16 protein-coding genes and 3 pseudogenes are annotated in these 16,355 nt (G+C 59.2%); 12 read left to right on the forward strand and 7 right to left on the reverse strand.

Features of this window, described 5'->3' with window-relative positions; genetic code table 11:
• Positions 1-9 precede the first annotated feature (9 nt).
• Positions 10-1,470, reverse strand: a complete 1,461-nt coding sequence (locus tag OKW41_RS24670) for a heavy metal sensor histidine kinase (RefSeq protein ID WP_429574241.1) — start codon at positions 1,468-1,470, stop codon at positions 10-12.
• Positions 1,470-2,147 (reverse strand): heavy metal response regulator transcription factor, encoded by a 678-nt coding sequence (locus OKW41_RS24675; protein WP_429447499.1) that lies wholly within the window; start codon positions 2,145-2,147, stop codon positions 1,470-1,472. The genes OKW41_RS24670 and OKW41_RS24675 overlap by 1 nt, the downstream gene beginning before the upstream one ends.
• Positions 2,148-2,239: 92 nt before the next feature.
• Here OKW41_RS24675 and OKW41_RS24680 point away from each other — a divergent pair, with 92 nt between their 5' ends.
• Positions 2,240-2,596, forward strand: coding sequence for a hypothetical protein (locus OKW41_RS24680; protein ID WP_429574242.1), 357 nt, complete (start codon positions 2,240-2,242; stop codon positions 2,594-2,596).
• A 265-nt stretch (positions 2,597-2,861) separates the two neighbouring features.
• Positions 2,862-3,527, forward strand: coding sequence for a hypothetical protein (locus OKW41_RS24685; protein WP_429574243.1), 666 nt, complete (start codon positions 2,862-2,864; stop codon positions 3,525-3,527).
• Here the strand turns inward: OKW41_RS24685 and OKW41_RS24690 are convergent.
• Entirely contained in the window at positions 3,524-4,084 is a 561-nt protein-coding gene (locus OKW41_RS24690) for an NADPH-dependent FMN reductase (RefSeq protein ID WP_429447495.1), read from the reverse strand. The two genes, OKW41_RS24685 and OKW41_RS24690, sit on opposite strands and share 4 nt — an antisense overlap.
• A gap of 289 nt (positions 4,085-4,373) precedes the next feature.
• On the opposite strand from OKW41_RS24690, the gene OKW41_RS24695 reads away from it, so the two are divergent.
• From OKW41_RS24695 to OKW41_RS24720, 6 genes and pseudogenes are all read left to right on the forward strand, one after another.
• Positions 4,374-4,616: a hypothetical protein gene (locus tag OKW41_RS24695; RefSeq protein ID WP_429574244.1), complete on the forward strand. Its 243-nt coding sequence runs from the start codon at positions 4,374-4,376 to the stop codon at positions 4,614-4,616.
• 284 nt (positions 4,617-4,900) lie between these two features.
• The gene (locus OKW41_RS24700) at positions 4,901-5,449 is read left to right on the forward strand and encodes a sorbitol dehydrogenase family protein (protein WP_429574245.1); all 549 of its coding nucleotides are present in this window, start codon (positions 4,901-4,903) and stop codon (positions 5,447-5,449) included.
• Between the two features lie 34 nt (positions 5,450-5,483).
• On the forward strand, positions 5,484-7,121 hold the full coding sequence (locus OKW41_RS24705) for a GMC family oxidoreductase (RefSeq protein ID WP_429574246.1): 1,638 nt from the start codon (positions 5,484-5,486) through the stop codon (positions 7,119-7,121).
• 2 nt (positions 7,122-7,123) lie between these two features.
• Positions 7,124-8,548 carry a c-type cytochrome gene (locus OKW41_RS24710; protein WP_429574247.1) on the forward strand — a complete coding sequence of 475 codons (1,425 nt, stop codon included), beginning with the start codon at positions 7,124-7,126 and terminating at the stop codon, positions 8,546-8,548.
• Positions 8,549-8,704: 156 nt separating this feature from the next.
• Positions 8,705-9,218 (forward strand): annotated as a pseudogene (locus tag OKW41_RS24715) (cytochrome ubiquinol oxidase subunit I); the annotation flags it as partial.
• A pseudogene (locus OKW41_RS24720) lies at positions 9,218-9,403 on the forward strand (cytochrome d ubiquinol oxidase subunit II); the annotation flags it as partial. The pseudogenes OKW41_RS24715 and OKW41_RS24720, both read left to right, overlap by 1 nt.
• 257 nt (positions 9,404-9,660) lie before the next feature.
• Here the strand turns inward: OKW41_RS24720 and OKW41_RS24725 are convergent.
• Complete coding sequence (locus OKW41_RS24725) at positions 9,661-10,281, reverse strand: class I SAM-dependent methyltransferase (RefSeq protein WP_429574248.1); 621 nt, start codon at positions 10,279-10,281, stop codon at positions 9,661-9,663.
• A gap of 589 nt (positions 10,282-10,870) precedes the next feature.
• Here OKW41_RS24725 and OKW41_RS24730 point away from each other — a divergent pair.
• The 3 genes and pseudogenes from OKW41_RS24730 to OKW41_RS24740 all read left to right on the forward strand — a co-directional run bounded on the left by OKW41_RS24730 (position 10,871) and on the right by OKW41_RS24740 (position 13,307).
• The gene (locus tag OKW41_RS24730; protein ID WP_429574249.1) at positions 10,871-11,200 is read left to right on the forward strand and encodes an HdeA/HdeB family chaperone; all 330 of its coding nucleotides are present in this window, start codon (positions 10,871-10,873) and stop codon (positions 11,198-11,200) included.
• A 426-nt stretch (positions 11,201-11,626) separates the two neighbouring features.
• Entirely contained in the window at positions 11,627-12,148 is a 522-nt protein-coding gene (locus OKW41_RS24735) for a DUF3331 domain-containing protein (protein ID WP_429574250.1), read from the forward strand.
• Positions 12,149-12,171: 23 nt separating this feature from the next.
• Positions 12,172-13,307, forward strand: a pseudogene (locus OKW41_RS24740) (VIT1/CCC1 transporter family protein).
• A gap of 104 nt (positions 13,308-13,411) precedes the next feature.
• Here the strand turns inward: OKW41_RS24740 and OKW41_RS24745 are convergent.
• Entirely contained in the window at positions 13,412-13,837 is a 426-nt protein-coding gene (locus OKW41_RS24745; RefSeq protein ID WP_429574251.1) for a hypothetical protein, read from the reverse strand.
• A 200-nt stretch (positions 13,838-14,037) separates the two neighbouring features.
• Here OKW41_RS24745 and OKW41_RS24750 point away from each other — a divergent pair, with 200 nt between their 5' ends.
• Positions 14,038-14,706: a response regulator transcription factor gene (locus tag OKW41_RS24750; RefSeq protein WP_429448746.1), complete on the forward strand. Its 669-nt coding sequence runs from the start codon at positions 14,038-14,040 to the stop codon at positions 14,704-14,706.
• A 117-nt stretch (positions 14,707-14,823) separates the two neighbouring features.
• Here OKW41_RS24750 and OKW41_RS24755 read toward each other — a convergent pair whose 3' ends face one another.
• Both OKW41_RS24755 and OKW41_RS24760 read right to left on the reverse strand, forming a co-directional pair.
• Positions 14,824-15,216, reverse strand: coding sequence for a response regulator transcription factor (locus OKW41_RS24755; protein WP_429447479.1), 393 nt, complete (start codon positions 15,214-15,216; stop codon positions 14,824-14,826).
• Positions 15,217-15,420: 204 nt separating this feature from the next.
• The gene (locus OKW41_RS24760) at positions 15,421-16,107 is read right to left on the reverse strand and encodes a TetR/AcrR family transcriptional regulator (protein ID WP_429574252.1); all 687 of its coding nucleotides are present in this window, start codon (positions 16,105-16,107) and stop codon (positions 15,421-15,423) included.
• Positions 16,108-16,355: the final 248 nt, after the last annotated feature.

The following is a 16,355-nucleotide window of genomic DNA, read 5'->3' on the forward strand; positions in this document are numbered from 1 at the left end:
TGTACGCCTTCACCTGGCGCGCGGGAACCTCAGCACAAAGCGCGTACTCCGTGCATCGCTCTGCGCATGCACCGAGCCGCCGTGCAACTCCATGATCGTGCGCACGATCGCAAGCCCGAGCCCCGTCGATCCCGTCGAGCCTCGCGACAAGCCCGATGACGGCAGCGAACTGCGTGACGGATCGATGCGATAGAAGCGGTCGAAAATCCGCTCCAGATGTTCGGCGGCAATAGGCTGCCCTTCATTCGACACGGTCACGCGCACCGCGTCGGCCGATGCGCTCGCGTCCAGCACGATCTCGCCGCCTTGCGGCGTATAGCGGATCGCATTCGCGAGCAGATTACTGACGGCGCGGCGAAACAGTTCGAGATCCGCCGTCAAGCTGGCAGTGCCGCTGACACGCACACGCACGAGCGCCTCTTCGGCAATCCCTTCGAAGTACTCGGCGATATGGCTCAACTCTTGCGCCGCATCGAACTCACGCATGTGCTTGACGAACTGCGGATGTTCCGCGCGCGCCAGAAACAGCACGTTCTCGATCATTCTCGACAGCCGGTCGCACTCTTCCAGATTCGAGGCGAGCAGCGACTCGTATTCATCGACGGAACGCGGCCGGGCGAGCGCCACTTCGGCGGCGCCGCGCATGTTGCTGAGCGGCGTGCGCATGTCGTGCGCGAGGTCGGCGGTGAAACGCGACAGACGCTGAAACCCGTGATCGACGCGCTCGAGCATGGCGTTCAGCGACGCCACCAGCGTCTCGAGTTCGCTCGGCACACGCGCCACCCCGATCCGCGTATTGAGGCGATTCACCGTGACCAGGCTCGCGCTAGCCGCGATATCGCGCAACGGCCGCAGCACGGCGCGGATCAGCAGATAACCGAGCAGCATCGCCAGCATCACGCCGGCTACGCCCGCCAGGTGAAGCCTGTCGCGGTAACGGTCCAGCAGCAGCCAGCGGTCGCTCATATTGCGCGCCACCAGCACGCTCGCCGTTTCGCCGTCGCGTAGACGCGCGTCGGTGAGAATGCCGCGAATCGGCGCGCCGTTGCGGCCGGTCCACTCGCCGATATCGGCCTCGGTGATACGCGCCGAAGCCGCAACGCGCGCGAGCGGCGGCAATGCGGCGAGCGTCGCCGCGCCGCTCGCGACATTGGGCACGGCAAAAGTCCCGGCGATGTTGTGTTCGACTGCCCGGTTGCCATCGGGATCGAACACTTCCATCGACATGGCCTGATTGCCGAGCACGATGCTGATCAAACGGTCGCCATGCTCGCGAATGCCCTTCGACGTCTCCAGCTCCTCGGCAAGCCGCCGTGCGTGGCGCGCGGCAAGCACGATGTCGAGATTGTCCTGCGCCTTGATCTGCTTTTCGAGCGCGAGATACAGAAAGCTGCCGACCAGCACGAAAACCGCCAGCGTCGTGGCGCCGAAGGCAAGCGCGAGCGTCGCGGCAAGCGAGCGCACGCGCATCAGGCAGTGTCCTTCAGTTCGAGCACATAGCCGACGCCGCGCACCGTGTGAATCAGCTTGATGGGAAAGTTGTCGTCGATCTTGGTGCGCAGCCGGCGAATCGCCACCTCGACCACATTGGTGTCGCTGTCGAAATTCATGTCCCACACGTACGACGCGATCTGCGTGCGGCTCAGCACTTCTCCCTGACGGCGCGCGAGCAGTTGCAGCAGCGAGAATTCACGTGGCGTGAGATCGATGCGCGTGCCGCCCCGCTTGACGCGGCGGCGGTACACATCCATCTCCAGGTCGCCCACCTTGATCAGTTCGCTTTCGCGCGGCGGCCCGCGGCGCGCCAGCGTCCGCACGCGCGCCAGCAGTTCGACGAACGCAAAAGGTTTGACGAGGTAATCGTCCGCGCCGAGCTCCAGGCCGCGCACGCGGTCGTCGATCTCGTCGCGCGCGGTGAGGAACAGCACCGGCGTGGCGCGCGTGCTGCGCAACGTCCTGACGACGGTCCAGCCGTCCATGCCGGGCAGCATCACGTCGAGCACGATCACGTCGTATTCTTCTTCCTGGGCGAGGATCAGCCCTTGCGGGCCATCGTTCGCGACGTCGACCGCGTAGCCGGATTCCTCCAGACCTTTCTTCAGATAGGCCGCTGTTTTTGGCTCGTCCTCGATCACCAGGATTCGCATCGGTTGCTCCGCTTGCGTTGACCATCAAATGATACCGTCAAGCACCCGGGCGGGTGATTACGATCCGGTAATGTTGCTGGAGGTCGTGAACGATGCCAGCGAAGGACACAGAGGCGCTAAAAATGCGCATCGCGGCGAGCAGTCAAAATGACAAGACGGTAATTTCCCCGCCACGTTTTCGACAGGGTCGCCACGGCAAGATCTCATGCAAGCATCACTCAGACGATAGACATTCCCTAATCCTGAAGACTTCTATTGAAGCTTCGCTGTCGATGACCGTCGCCGCGTGGATCAAGAAGCCGAGGTCGGCATTGTGGCGGCCGACAACAAGCGCAACGCCGATCGCGTCGACGCCAGAAGGATGGCTCGACGAACAGGTCGGCTATCTCGGCGAAACGCCAATGACCCTTCGTATCCGCGCGGGCATGCATGGGCAACGGCGCGACTGAGCGTCACGAAAAAACAATGCCGGCAAACGCGGCCGTTCAGCGCGGGCATCATTCCATCGAAGTGCTCCATCCATGAATACTGTTCAGACGGATCTGACCAATGATGCCACGCATCCATCAACGCATCAGCCGTTGGGACTGGCCGTATTGCTCAGGGCGGCAACGGCTGGAAACGATCTGACACCGTTCGGGCAAAGGCCTGCTCGAGCACGTCACACACCGCGACGACCCCTACGCGCTCCTCGATCTGTCGCTCGTACTGCAATTGAAGTACCAGAAGGAAGCCGCGATCGCCGTCCAGGCGCAGGCGATCCAGATGTGCAGGCACTATCGATTGAAGAACGCCCAAACAACTGGGCGTTCAGTCAAGGTACTAGTGCTCAAGGCTCCCGGCGATCTGATGGCGAACACGCCTTTCGAATGCCTGCTTGAGAACGCCGACCTGCAGATAGACGTCGTGTATGTCGACGCCCGTCCACAGCAGCACATCAGTCTGCCAGAACATGACGTTATCTTCGTGGCCGCGTGCGCATCCGATGAAAACGCCGGCGTTCTTGCACAAATTGCGTCGCTATTCAGCGGCACACGTTGCCAGGTGCTGAACCAGCCGGAACGTATCGCGCACACGACGCGCGATGCAGCCTATACGTTGCTGGGAACGGTGCCCGGCATCTGCATGGCTCACACGGTACGCCTGCCACGCGAGCGGGTCCTCGAAGCGGCGTCGGGTGCGGTCGAGCTGTCTGATCAGCTGGACGGACACTACCCGTTCATCATCCGGCCGACAGGATCGCACGCGCTGATGCAAAGCGTGAGCACGACTGCAACGCATCGCGGCGCTAAACCCCGGCATAGTAGAGGCGACCGATTGCGACTGACGTCACCGCCAGACCGCGTATTCACGTTCGCGCGTGCTTCCTGTAAAGACTAGCCCTTCGCAAACCGCTCGATCCATCGCGAGAATGCGGCCATGAATTCCTCCAGAAACCGACTGGTTCCGGAATTGGTCAAGACGCCTTGCTCGTCAAACAGACTAGCCATGCCGCCTACGTATGCTTCAGGCGTGGACATCACGTTCACGCCAATACAAACCAACGACTGCCGAAGGTGATGGTTCGCACCGCACCCGCCCATTGCTCCCTGCGACGAGGTGACAACGGCCGCAGGTTTCCCTAACAATGCGCTTGCTCCGTGAGGCCGGGAGAGAACATCGACAGCATTCTTGAGCACGGCTGGAATGGAGCGGTTGTATTCCGGGGTAACGAACAGAACCGCATCCATCGCTGAGACGTCGTTTCTGACAGCTTTCCAGGCTGCCGGCGTGTCGTCCTCGAGGTCCTGGTTGTATAAAGACAGCGCGCCTATCTCCACGATGTGCAGCGACAACCTTGGCGGTGCAATCTGCGCGAGTGAGTTGGCCAGCATGCGATTGAGGGACTTCTGGCGAAGACTGCCAATCAGTACAGCAACTTTATAGGGTTCCGACATGAGCGCTCCATTGATGACAGAAGGGTGCGTTTGCGTTTGACGACATGCATCGCGCAAATGCCCCGGCTGAAGATCAGGTTAGATGGGCGAGACAAACAACACCATCCTACGAACGACATAGACCGCGCCTATAGAGGAACGGCTGTCTTATACCTGCGTATGGCGGCGTGACGGAAAACAGCTCTCGGAACATGCAGCAAACCACGACCAGTCGGTTGCTGGACTCTTCGGGATATACACACGTATGAGAACGCGGCGGTCCCGGAGGACTGCGGCAACCGTTCGTAGAATGGTCTTCTTTGCGGCGTCCGCCTTTCTTGCCATTCGAACGAATCTAGCGGCGCGAGGGATCGATCCCAAGGCGGATCATCTGCCAAGGCCAACGGGTGACGCACTGAAGCGGCGCATGGGCAAAGCCATTATTTACGTGATTGGCGGCCGGCAACAGGCGCCGGAGGCGCTTGTGCGGCAGCTGAACCACGGCATGGGAAGCGCGAAGCGCTCCGGGCGCAAGCCACGCTACTGGTTGTGAGCAAGCTCATCGCCTTCGTGTGTTCGCCGTCGGCCCGGAGTTGATCCGACACGCACGGTCCGACAGGTTTGGACACCTCGCAGTTGTGTTGGAAGCAAGCGCGACAAGGTTCCGGTGGCCGTCGACCGTCCGCCGATCATACGCGGGTATAGGACACCTATTCCCAAGCAGGAAAAGTCCAGTCCGTTCGTAGAATGGCCGTGCTTATCTTGCAGGCATAACCTTCAGACTGGGTTTCTCGTTGAGAACCGACAAGCCGTATCAGCTAATAATGGTGGGAGCATATGCCTGATCACTATCGTGACGACGCCCCTATGGAATTCAGTCTTTGTCGACGCAGGATAGTCGTGGGCGGCGTACTGCTTATGGGCTCGTTGGCAGCCTTCCCGACACTATCGGCTACCTCGTCGAATGTCACTTTGGCGCGCGAACCTCTTGCGCGATTCATGGATATCTCGTCGCTGCTGATTCCGCACCAACTCGATAGAGGTATCGGAAAGAGACTCGCTATCGCCATGACCGCGGCGACTCCGTCGCTTCCTGATCACATCATCGAGTTGCTCGCCATTGCAAGAAAGAAAAGGGCGCGCGTCGTCGAAGACTTTTTCCCCGATATCCCGCAAGGCCCTTTGAAGGAGACCGCTCTTTCGATCATCAGCGCGTGGTACATGGGTGTACTCACCGACGCTCCAGGCGCGGAAGTCTTCGCGTACGAATTCGCGCTGATGTACCAGCCGACGGTCGACGTCATGACTATTCCGACCTACGCGAAATCGGGGCCGAACGGTTGGAATGCAATTGCGCCCCCATTGAGCGACATGCCGAAATTCTAAATGCGCGTTATTCGAAAACCAGAGGAGCTTCCAGATGGCAAATGAATACAGCGCGGACGTCGTTGTGGTGGGAACGGGTGTGGTGGGTTGCCTGGTCGCGGAACGCATGTTGGACGCAGGCCTGTCCGTGCTAATGCTCGAAGCAGGCCCGCGGGTTGACCGCTGGCGAATCGTGGAAAACTACCGCAATCTGCCGCCCAGTCTTCGGCTCAACTTCGACGCCCCCTACCCACCGAAACCGTGGGCCCCCCATCTGGAATCGGCCACCGACGCAGAGGCGGCCGAATATCTCCAACTGGAAGGTCCGGATGCCCGGGCCTTCCGCCAAGGCTATGTCCGCTATGCAGGAGGGGCCACCTGGCACTGGGCAGGTATTTGCTGGCGCATGGTACCGGACGACTTCCGCCTGAATACCCTGTACGGGGTTGGACGTGACTGGGCTTTTGACTACCACGTACTCGAACCCTACTACACGCGCGCGGAATACGCGATGGGCGTCTGCGGTCCGGCTGACCCCGCGCTGCAATGGCCACCGATACGCTCCAGGCCTTATCCAATGGGTCCGCTACCCTTTGGACCTGGAGAGCAGCGTTTTACAGAAGCCGCTGCCAGACTCGGACTGAAGAACCTCCCCGCGCCTCAAGCGCGCAATAGCGGCGTTTCATACCACGGACGGCCACCGTGTTGCGGCAACAATAACTGCTTTCCTGTTTGCCCCATTGCGGCCAAGTACGATGCGGCATCGGCCTTGCCGAAAATAGAGGCGAAAGGCGGCAGGATTCTGGCCAATGCAGTGGTCTACCGGATCGAGACCGACGCGAAGCATTCGGTTCAGGCGGTCCACTATTTTGATCCGGACAAGACTTCGCACAGAGTCACTGCCAGAGTCTTTGTGATCGCATGCAACAGCATAGAGACGCCGAAACTTCTACTGCTTTCGAAGGACGAGCATAACCCCAACGGAGTTGCCAACAGCTCCGATCAGGTGGGTCGCAACATGATGGATCAGCCCAAGCTGATCGCGGAAGTGACGCTTGCGGAACCACTGTGGACAGGGGTTGGACCGGTCCAGAACAGCAGCATCATGAACACATCGCAAGGCGACTTCCGCAGCCGCTACAGCGGCGCGATGATACGCATGGAGAATTTCGCCCGCAGCGGCATTGGCGGCGCCGCTGCATTGAAGAAAGGGCTGGTCGGCAAGGCCCTCGATGCCGAAATTCGACGGCTCTCCGCCTGCACCGCAAGGTTGACCATCGAACATGAGCCGCTCCCACAGGCACAAAACCGCGTGACCTTGTCGAGCAAGAAAGACTGGCTTGGCATCAATAAGCCAAACATCTACAACGACGTCGGGGACTATGTGCGTCGCAGCGCGAACGTATATACCGTGCCGCTGCTCAGGCGCCTGGCCGCCGAACTTGGCGCCACTGACTTCCAGCTCTCCACTGAGTTTCTCAACAGCGATCACATCATGGGCGGCTGCATCATGGGGGCCGATCCCGCTACGTCGGTGGTGGATATCGACTGTCGTTCTCATGACCACCATAACCTGTTCTTGCCGGGCGGCGCGGCGATGACCACTGGAGGCAGCGGAAATAGCACCATCACCATGGCGGCCTTGGCACTGAAGGCGGCCGACAGTATTGTTGATCAACTCAAGCACGGCTAATCATGCGCAATTTCAGTCATCGTTTATGCCGCGTGTTGGTCCTATTTGCCGGCTGCATGGCGGATGCTTCTTCCTACGCCGCTGATGGCCCCCCCGAGACCGCTGCGTTGATCAAACGCGGTGAGTATGTCGCCAAAGCTTCGGACTGCGCGGCGTGCCACACCACCGCGCAGGGCAAGCCTTTTGCAGGCGGGCTTCCTCTTGTTTCGCCGCTCGGCACGATCTACTCGACCAACATCACGCCGTCAAACGAATTCGGCATTGGCCGCTATACCGAAGAGCAGTTCTCCCAAGCTATCCGGCACGGGATCCGGGCAGATGGCGCAAACCTCTACCCCGCGATGCCCTACACGTCGTATTCGATCCTCACCGATGACGACGTGCACGCGCTCTACACGTATTTCAGGTTCGGCGTGACGGCCGTGGACGTACGGGCGCCGGACACAAAGCTGCCGTTCCCAATGAACATACGCGCGTCGTTGAAAGTGTGGAACCTGCTGTTCCTGAACAAGGATACCTATCAGACAGATCCCCACCAATCCGCGGAATGGAACCGAGGCAGGTATCTGGTACAGGGCGCCGCGCACTGCAGCGTTTGCCACACTCCGCGCGGTTTCATGATGCAGGAAGAAGCCGGACTGGAGCTCTCCGGTGGGCAAGTCGGAACCTGGTATGCGCCGAACATCACGTCGGACACAGCAAGCGGTATTGGCAGTTGGACCAGGGAAGAACTTGTGGAGTACCTGCGCACCGGGCGGCTGCGCGGTAAGGCACAGGCTGCGGGAGATATGGGTGAAGCGGTCGAGCACAGCTTCCAGTACCTCTCGGCGGCGGATGTGGACGCCATTGCGACTTATGTGAAGGGTATCGCTCCGATTCATGATTCACGAGACAGTGCGCCCCGCTTTACCGCGGGAAAAATGTCGTCTGAGCTCGCCACCTTGCGCGGTACGGATGGGATCCGGTCCGACAACGATGCCCATCCTACGGGCGCGGAATTATTTCAAGGCAATTGCGCTTCCTGTCATTCGGCCCAAGGTCAAGGCAGCAAGGATGGCTACTATCCCAGTCTGTTTCACAACTCGGCAACAGGATCGGTGAATGCCAACAACCTTATCGCCACGATCCTTTACGGTGTGGATCGTACGACGTTCAAAGAACAGGCATACATGCCCGGGTTCGGAGGCAAGCCAACGGACGTCACCGCACTGAGCGATGAAGAGATCGCCCTTGCGGGTAACTATGTCCTTACGCACTACGGGCGAGCAAACACCTCTATCACCGCCCAGGACGTTGCCGAAGTGCGCCGCGGCGGGCCCACGTCTGCGCTTCTTGCGCTCTCCCGCATCGGCATCGCGGCAGGGGTGGTCATCGTGTTCCTGATCCTGGCTTTTGTCATCGTCAGGAAAAGAAGGGCTGCCCACTGAGGTTCCAACAGCGTATGCCTCTCGCACAATGCTGACGGGCGCCTTGGCGAGGACCACACGGCGGCAAATCATCGGACTGCCTGCTGAGACCTGGTCCATTCTCAAGTCACCGCCCCGTCACGGCGACGACGGCGCGTTCCTTGCGAGGCGATGTGTATGGACCCGAGTGCGTTGGACCTTTCCAGACTGCAGTTCGCTTTCACTGTCTCCTTTCACATCATCTTTCCAGCGCTCAGCATTGGCCTTGCAAGCTTCCTCGCAGTGCTCGAGTTCGCCTGGCTGAGAACCGGTAAGCAGCATTACAAAGATCTATGCCAGTACTGGTCGAGGATTTTCGCAGTTGGATTTGGCATGGGCGTTGTCTCCGGCGTCCTGATGGCGTACGAATTTGGAACCAACTGGGCAGGCTTTTCCAAGTTCGCAGGCCCTGGTATCGGACCCTTGTTGACCTATGAAGTCATGACTGCCCTTTTTCCTTGAGGAAAGATTCCTGGGCATCGCATTGTTCGGATCGGAGAAAGTCGGAAAGGGGCCGCATTTCTTCGCGACACTGATGCTGGCAGTCGGCACACTGACCTCCACCTTCTGGATTCTGGCTTCAAACAGCTGGATGCAGACCCCGCAAGGGATTACCGTTGAGAATGGCCACGTTGTCCCTCAAGACTGGTTTTGCTTGTGAGCATCTGGCCGTTCGCCATCCCGAACTCGATGACGCTCTGGGAAGGCGCGGCACCTCGTTCAAGCCTGACCTTTACGCTGATAGGTGCGGCGATCACCATTCCCATCATTCTTGCTTACACGACCGCTGGCTACTGGGTATACCGCGGCAAAGTTCACCGCGCGACGCATGACTAATGATCTTATAAACGGAGAATGTGATGCCAGAAAAAACTGAACATCGGAGCCGTCTATACGGAACCCGAATGATGTGGTTTGTCATTCTCTGGTGCGTAGGGTTTGCCGCTGCAATGCTGACCGCGCTCCCATTCCGTCTTCTCGTCGCAGCCGCGATGCACTAATGGACGGACGTCGCGTTGGAGAGAGTTCCGCCGCGTCCGCGATGCGCGCCGAGGCGTTCGCCGAAACTTGAACTGTTGCCCCTCAGTATCGCATCAGGCTGAAACCGGTTTGCCCTGGAGTTCCCACACGTTGGCAGGCGGGGCGTTTCGCCAGACAGTGCAAACCCGACGCCAGACAAAATCCGCAGGCGCCGCAAATGGAGCGCGCAGCCGGTATGAGAACTGGACGAGGCGGCGGGCCTTGTCTGCACGCAAAACGTCAGCAAGTGCTTCCACTGTTGGGCGCACAATCCTGGCCGGTAATGACCTGAAGGGCAAGCCCGACACGACTACCGTTTTCGGAGGAAGGTCGTGCAGCACGGAGACATTTTCGTGGAATGCGCCGGCGACCACCTGAGCATGAGGAAACCGCGCATGCAGGCCGTCAGCGAGTTGCTCCGACAGTTCGAATACAACCAGACGCGCCTCTGGATTACGATTCGCGAGTGCCTGGGTGATGGCGCCTGTTCCCCCACCCACTTCGACAATTGCGTCAAAATCCTCCGCCCCTTCAGCCATGGCAGCGGCGAGATATCGGGAAGACGGAGCAATAGCGCCGACAGACATAGGATCCTGCAACCAATGCCTGATAAATTTAGCTTTCACGTTAGTCGAAAAGGGTAAAGAAGCGTATAGCCATCGCGCCAATCCATCATTGTGCGCCATCAGGGACATTGGACGGCAACGGACGAGGTAGACCTCGGGCGGCCGCTATCAGCTCAGCACCGGGACGTCCGCCACCACGACGCGAAAACACCGAGCGCGTCCTTGTCGATGCGCCGTTGGCAGATCCTTGCCGCCACTCACCGGTTTCGCGGTGAAAAAAAGAGCCGGCCTGAGCCGGCTCGAAAGGTGGTTCCATTTGCCCACTTGAGGCGCATGGAACCGGCGGGGATCACTGTGATAACACAACCTCGACGAAATCAGAATAAGCCCACAGTCCCACGAAGACCATTCCACGAACGGTTGCGGCAGTGTGCTTCGTGAGCATAGTGCTCTTATACGTGTGTATATCATCGATGTGGTGACGGGAAGGATCTGCCTTAGCAGGTGTCCCGCAAGTAGTTACCATCAACCCGTCATACGCAGGTACAAGGCAGTCGTTCATAAGGAGGGGCAATCCCTGCCGTTCGTGGAATTGTCTTGTTCGTCTTGCACGTCTAATCTGATTTCGCGGTGATGCATTTGCACGACGTCTGCAACTGACGCCGTTCTCCTTGCTCAGCCGTTTTCCCTTCCTTATCACTCGACTCTGAAGAAAGACATGATGAAAATAATCCTGATTGGAGCGTTCATGATGGGCTTAGGTCTATCACCTATCGCGCTTGCGAAATCAGTCACGAAAGTGCAACCAGGCAGAATGAAATGCGAAGACTTCGTGGCGCTGGACGACAATTACAAGCCCGCATTGGTTTTTTGGGCCGCCGGCGTCGACCGGCTCGGTGTGAAAGAAACGGATGAGCTCGTAATGGACACCGCACGTCCTGTCGCCTTAGTCGTTGAAGAATGCAAGAAAACGCCGAAAGCATCATTCATGGGCAAGATAAAGCAGCTGGCCAGGTCGGGGAAGTTCAATCTTTACGACCACCACTAACCGGATGCGCACTATCGATCCCATACAGATCGTCCTTTATACAAATGTATGAGATCCCTACCGCTCGCGGAGGACCGTGCCAACCGTTCGTAGAATTTTTTTTGAAATCGCCCGCCTATCTTGATTCCATAAACCGCGCGGTCTTTCATTCTGGAGCCAGCCATGTCGAACGCCCTGCACACCTGGATTTCTGTCGGCAGCAACGCCTACGACGGGTACAGATTCGTCTCTTGGCTCAACAAAAACGCCTATCGAAGAACAGTGGCGTTGAGCCGCGTTTGTCTTCAGTAACAGTCAATCGGGTCAGTCCACATCCAGCCGGCCCTGAAGCCCTTCCGAGATAGCGTGCATCTTTCCGGTGACAGCGAAGCGGGTACTGGCGTCGCCAATTTTTTTGCGGCTTTTTCCAGTCCGATGGAGAATGCAATGAGCAAACACACGTATGTATCGTCGCGCCCCGATGCTGCTCCGTCGGTACTCGCACGCGGCCGTAATCCGTCTTTGTCTGGCTCGCGGTACGTCGCCACGCCGGCGAACGAATACGCGTCGCGCTGGCTGCACATTACCTGTTCGCTCGGTGCTTGCAGTGGCGATCGTAACGAGGCCGCGCAGCCCGCGCGGTCCAGTCCGGGTCCCTCCCGGGCCCCTGCTCTGGAGGTCGGTTGCGGGCTCAATGCCACGATCGAGATTCTCGATCGGCCGAGCGCCGTATCGGTGGTGCTGTCATGGTGCGACCCGACGAGCTGCAATTATGGATATCAGACGTGGCAAAAGAGGGTTGCGAGGCGGGTGGGAGTCTGCGCGCTGAGTGGCTTGCCGATACAAAGCACCGATGCGATCTATCGACCGGGTCGAGGCCGCCGCAGGCCGTCGAATGCATCCGCGATGATCCTCGCCGTCTACATCGATTCCCCTCAACTCGCGCCCCGGCGGCCGTCGCGCGAGTGACCGCCAGAGCTCAAGGACATGTCATGGCATCAAAACACGAATTGAAACGATATCGCGCGAACCTATCCGACGAACTTCATAGCGCTGAGTTGTACGAGACCCTGGCGAAGGTTGAGGACAACCATACGCGAAAAGAGATCTACGGCGAGCTGGCAAAATCGGAGCGTGAGCACGCACAGGTTTGGGCCGACAAGCTGAAGGTCAATGGCGACCGTTATCACGGGACCGGTCTTGCTGTAAAAACGCGCCTGACGAAAGCGCTCGTACGGCTGATTGGCGCAGGTTTCGTGCTGCCCACATTAGCTGCTGCCGAGTATGCGGATCGCGACAAGTACCGGGGCCAGCCAGACGCTGGCAGCATGTCGGCCGACGAACATCGCCACGCGGCCGTCGTTCAGCAGCTCGCCAGCGGTGTCGACCCGAAAATGTCGCAAGGGGCACGCATCGCAGCGGCAGAACCCTGGCACAAGGGCGTATCGTCGGGCAACGATCTGCGCGCCGCCGTACTGGGTGCGAACGACGGACTGGTTTCCAATTTCTGCCTCATTATGGGCATGGCTGGTGCGGGAACCGGCAATAGGACGATCCTCTTTACGGCGCTGGCCGGGTTGATCGCCGGAGCGTGCTCGATGGCGCTTGGTGAATGGCTGTCCGTGATCAACGCGCGTGAACTGGCTAGCAACCAGATTGCCAGGGAGGCCGAGGAACTCGAGACAACGCCTGAGGCGGAAGAGCACGAGCTCGTGCTCATTTACCGCGCTAAAGGTTTCGATGCGGATGAGGCAAAGCGTGTCGCATCACAAAAATGATGCGTGACAAAGATCATGCGCTTGATACATTGACACGTGAGGAGCTAGGTCTGGACCCGGCGGATCTCGGCGGTAATCCGTGGTCGGCAGCGGGGGTGTCCTTCGGTCTCTTCTCGGTCGGGGCTATCTTTCCAACGATGCCGTTCTTGTGGACTCACGGCTTCAGCGCAATCGTTCAGTGCATCGTGCTAAGCGCTTTGGCTTTGGCTTCCATCGGCGTATTCACGTCACTTTTTAACGGACGTAGCGCCCTTTTTTCGTGTCTCCGTCAGGTGCTCATCGGTCTTCTGGCCGCAGGATTTACGTTCGGCGCCGGCCACTTGCTTGGTGTCTCTATTTCCTCAACCTGAACGGCGCTCGAGCCGGCGTCGATGCACCTGCCCAGCCCGTATCCCGCATCGACGCCTAGCAGATCGGCACTCTCGAGTGCTTCATTCGTCGAGATTGCATCCCATTAGCCCTGCGAGTCGCGAGGTTGTTTCCGTGCGCCTGCCAATACTGCGCACCGAGGACGACATGACACGGATAACTTGCGTTCGCGCATCGGCCCAGTGCAGAACACGATAACGAAAGCAGTCTTGCCGGTGCATTCGATCAGCGACAACAGCGAAATCGCGACGGAGTGCTTGAACTCAAACGGGAGTTCGGGTGCGATGCCCAATACGCTCGTGCCGCAGATAAAGGCGAATATTCCGCGGGCGAAACGAACGTCCGCAATGGCCGCAACGCCCGCGGCGATGATGATCAGTTTCGCCACGACAAGAGCCAACAGCCAGGTATCGTCGCTCGATGCGCTGCACTCAAACGGCGCTTCAATAATCGACCATCCACAGATTGCGAAAATCAACGCTGTTACGGCGCGCCTGACTGGGAAACCCATTCTACGAACGGTTGGCGCCGCTGCCGCATAGACGTGAGAACTCATACCTGCGTATAGCTCGCCAAAAACAACGGAGTGCGGTACTGTGCGTTCCAGGACGCGCCGATTTACCGAAAGTGGTTCATGTCTTCGCTCGGCGCGCTTCCGCTCACGCGATGTCCAACGTCACCGCGCACTTTGTCGATTGGGAAGGGGAAGAGATGATTTTGGAGTCGCATTCGACGTCGACCCGCAGCGCCGGCGGCAGCAAGCCATCTGTGGTTTATGTGGTCGACGATGACGAGACCGTTCGGCTCGCGCTGGGCGCCCTGCTCCGCTCAGTCGGGCTACGCGTCGAGACTTTCGGATCGTCGCACGAGTTTCTCGCCTTCGAGAAGTACGACGCGCCCAGTTGCCTGATTCTCGACGTCAGGTTGCGCGGCGAAAGCGGCCTCACGTTTCAGGAAGAAGTCGCGAAGAGCGGCCTGCAAATGCCGATTCTGTTCATGACAGGCCATGGCGACGTGGCAATGTCCGTCAAGGCCATGAAAGCGGGAGCGCTCGACTTTTTTTCCAAGCCCTTTCGCGATCAGGACATGCTCGACTCAGTCTCGAATGCGTTGACGCGCGATGCGGCGCGCCGCGCGGCCGAACAATCCATCGCGGCGCTTCGGGCCTGCTACGGCTCATTGACATCGCGGGAGCGAGAGGTAATGGGATTCGTGGTGGCCGGCCTGATGAACAAACAGATCGCCTCGGAGATGAATCTTAGCGAAATGACCGTGAAGATCCATCGTGGACAGGCGATGAAAAAAATGGCAGCGCGTTCCGTTGCAGATCTCGTGCGAAAGGCGGAAGCCCTCGGGATCGAGCCGCATCACCTGAAGTGATCCTGATCCTGAGCCTTCCGTGACGGTGTGGGCGCTGTCCGCCCCGCTTCTGCTCTGTACATTCTCATTTGAGATGATTCAACTCGCTGCTCCGTGCACTCCCGAGCGCTTGACACGCTATGACCCGCCGGACGCGAGAGTCAGGCACTGTGCCAGGGCGGCGGTGTCGACGGGCTTCTCGAGGAACGCCAGCACACTGGTCGCCTCGATTTTTGCCTGGATTTTCGCCTGCAGGACAGCGGTCGGAAAGGCTGTCATCAGGATGGTGGGCGGAGCGCACCCGAGTTCCAGCAGGCGATCGTGCAGATCGACGCCGGACATGCCCGACATGATCACGTCGGAAATCAGACATGCCGTCTCTGCGACGCTCGCGGACGCCAAAAACTCCTCAGCCGACGCGAAGACGCGCGTGTCCCAGCCTAGCGAACGAATCAGACTCGCGGTGGCAAGGCGGACCGCCTCGTCGTCGTCGACAATGGAAGCAATCCGAGGGACACGTAACTGGCTCACCTCTACCCCTATCCTCGGGAAATGGGGCGCAACGGACAGAGCGCGGACATGCAGGCTCCCCCGTATGCGCTATTGGAGCCAAGCGTAGAGCACAAACCGGCGGACGAAAATCATACCCATGTATGAGTACGAGCGCCCCGGCTCGGCTGCCATCCCCGTTATCTAAAAGCCGCTGGCGCCAGAAACTCAATACGCAGGTTGCCTTCAGGAAAGGCGACGTAACTTTGAAGGATCGAGAGCGGGCAACTTCATGGCCGCAATTTTCGCCGCCTCGCTTGCGGGCACACCCAGCGCTCTTAGAATGGAAGCCGCGAGCGCAGACGCATGCTTAGGACCTGCCTTCCCCAGCAATACTGACCGGATGCCCATCAAGCCCGAGCCCAGCACGACGTCGGCGCCGACCTGTTCGGCATCGATCAAGAACCGCTTCGACTTTACGCCCCCCCGAACGTCGCGGGTCAATTCCCGCGCCATGCTGTCCCCGAGAGGACCGGCTCCGAGACCGATGCGCAGGACCACCCATCCCCAGATTGCATCGTTGGCTGCCCGCTGAACGAAGTAGCGAACGGCGCATGCCATTCGTTGCGCGGGATCGGGCATTGCGGCCGTCAATTCGACAATATGCAAATTGAGCTCCTCAGCCAGGTCTGTCGCGACCGCCGTCAACATGTCCTCGCGCGTTTGAAAGTGGTTATAAAAGGTGCCCTTCGCGAGCCCCGCCTTCGCCATGAAGTCGTCGATGCTCGCGTTGTCCGGGCCCTTTTCAGCGAGAACCCTGATTCCGGCGTCAATTAGCAAAGCCCGCGTACGGGCACGACGCTCGCGCCCAATCTGCGCTCGCCTGGCCAATTGCGCCGGCGCCATTCCTGTCTTTTCGCCTGAACTCTTCATCGTCTCCGCGAACCACTCAACAGATCGTTCCCCGATTCTAAGGGACACCGAACATTTGTACAATAAAGTCATTTTGACTATACTGTACATATTGAAGTAGGGAGCGGCCATGAGTATGGCCACGACACTTGCGACAGCAGTGCTCACGCCACGGTCAGCCTGACCTTCGACAGCCCAAGCGAGACCGCCGAAACCGGGGTATTCGTCCCTTTACCTTCCGTGGCCTGGCTGTCGTGCCGGCAACGGAG

Origin of the sequence: Paraburkholderia sp. UCT70, from assembly GCF_050434085.1 — a bacterium.
Classification (GTDB): domain Bacteria; phylum Pseudomonadota; class Gammaproteobacteria; order Burkholderiales; family Burkholderiaceae; genus Paraburkholderia; species Paraburkholderia tuberum.

Excerpts from the sequence above, each read along its gene's own strand:
- OKW41_RS24670 (WP_429574241.1), bottom strand. The coding sequence starts at position 1,470 with ATGCGCGTGCGCTCGCTTGCCGCGACGCTCGCGCTTGCCTTCGGCGCC.
- OKW41_RS24675 (WP_429447499.1), bottom strand. The coding sequence starts at position 2,147 with ATGCGAATCCTGGTGATCGAGGACGAGCCAAAAACAGCGGCCTATCTG.
- OKW41_RS24680 (WP_429574242.1), top strand. The coding sequence starts at position 2,240 with ATGCCAGCGAAGGACACAGAGGCGCTAAAAATGCGCATCGCGGCGAGC.
- OKW41_RS24690 (WP_429447495.1), bottom strand. The coding sequence starts at position 4,084 with ATGTCGGAACCCTATAAAGTTGCTGTACTGATTGGCAGTCTTCGCCAG.
- OKW41_RS24695 (WP_429574244.1), top strand. The coding sequence starts at position 4,374 with ATGGTCTTCTTTGCGGCGTCCGCCTTTCTTGCCATTCGAACGAATCTA.
- OKW41_RS24700 (WP_429574245.1), top strand. The coding sequence starts at position 4,901 with ATGCCTGATCACTATCGTGACGACGCCCCTATGGAATTCAGTCTTTGT.
- OKW41_RS24705 (WP_429574246.1), top strand. The coding sequence starts at position 5,484 with ATGGCAAATGAATACAGCGCGGACGTCGTTGTGGTGGGAACGGGTGTG.
- OKW41_RS24710 (WP_429574247.1), top strand. The coding sequence starts at position 7,124 with ATGCGCAATTTCAGTCATCGTTTATGCCGCGTGTTGGTCCTATTTGCC.
- OKW41_RS24725 (WP_429574248.1), bottom strand. The coding sequence starts at position 10,281 with ATGTCCCTGATGGCGCACAATGATGGATTGGCGCGATGGCTATACGCT.
- OKW41_RS24730 (WP_429574249.1), top strand. The coding sequence starts at position 10,871 with ATGATGAAAATAATCCTGATTGGAGCGTTCATGATGGGCTTAGGTCTA.
- OKW41_RS24735 (WP_429574250.1), top strand. The coding sequence starts at position 11,627 with ATGAGCAAACACACGTATGTATCGTCGCGCCCCGATGCTGCTCCGTCG.
- OKW41_RS24745 (WP_429574251.1), bottom strand. The coding sequence starts at position 13,837 with ATGGGTTTCCCAGTCAGGCGCGCCGTAACAGCGTTGATTTTCGCAATC.
- OKW41_RS24750 (WP_429448746.1), top strand. The coding sequence starts at position 14,038 with ATGATTTTGGAGTCGCATTCGACGTCGACCCGCAGCGCCGGCGGCAGC.
- OKW41_RS24760 (WP_429574252.1), bottom strand. The coding sequence starts at position 16,107 with ATGAAGAGTTCAGGCGAAAAGACAGGAATGGCGCCGGCGCAATTGGCC.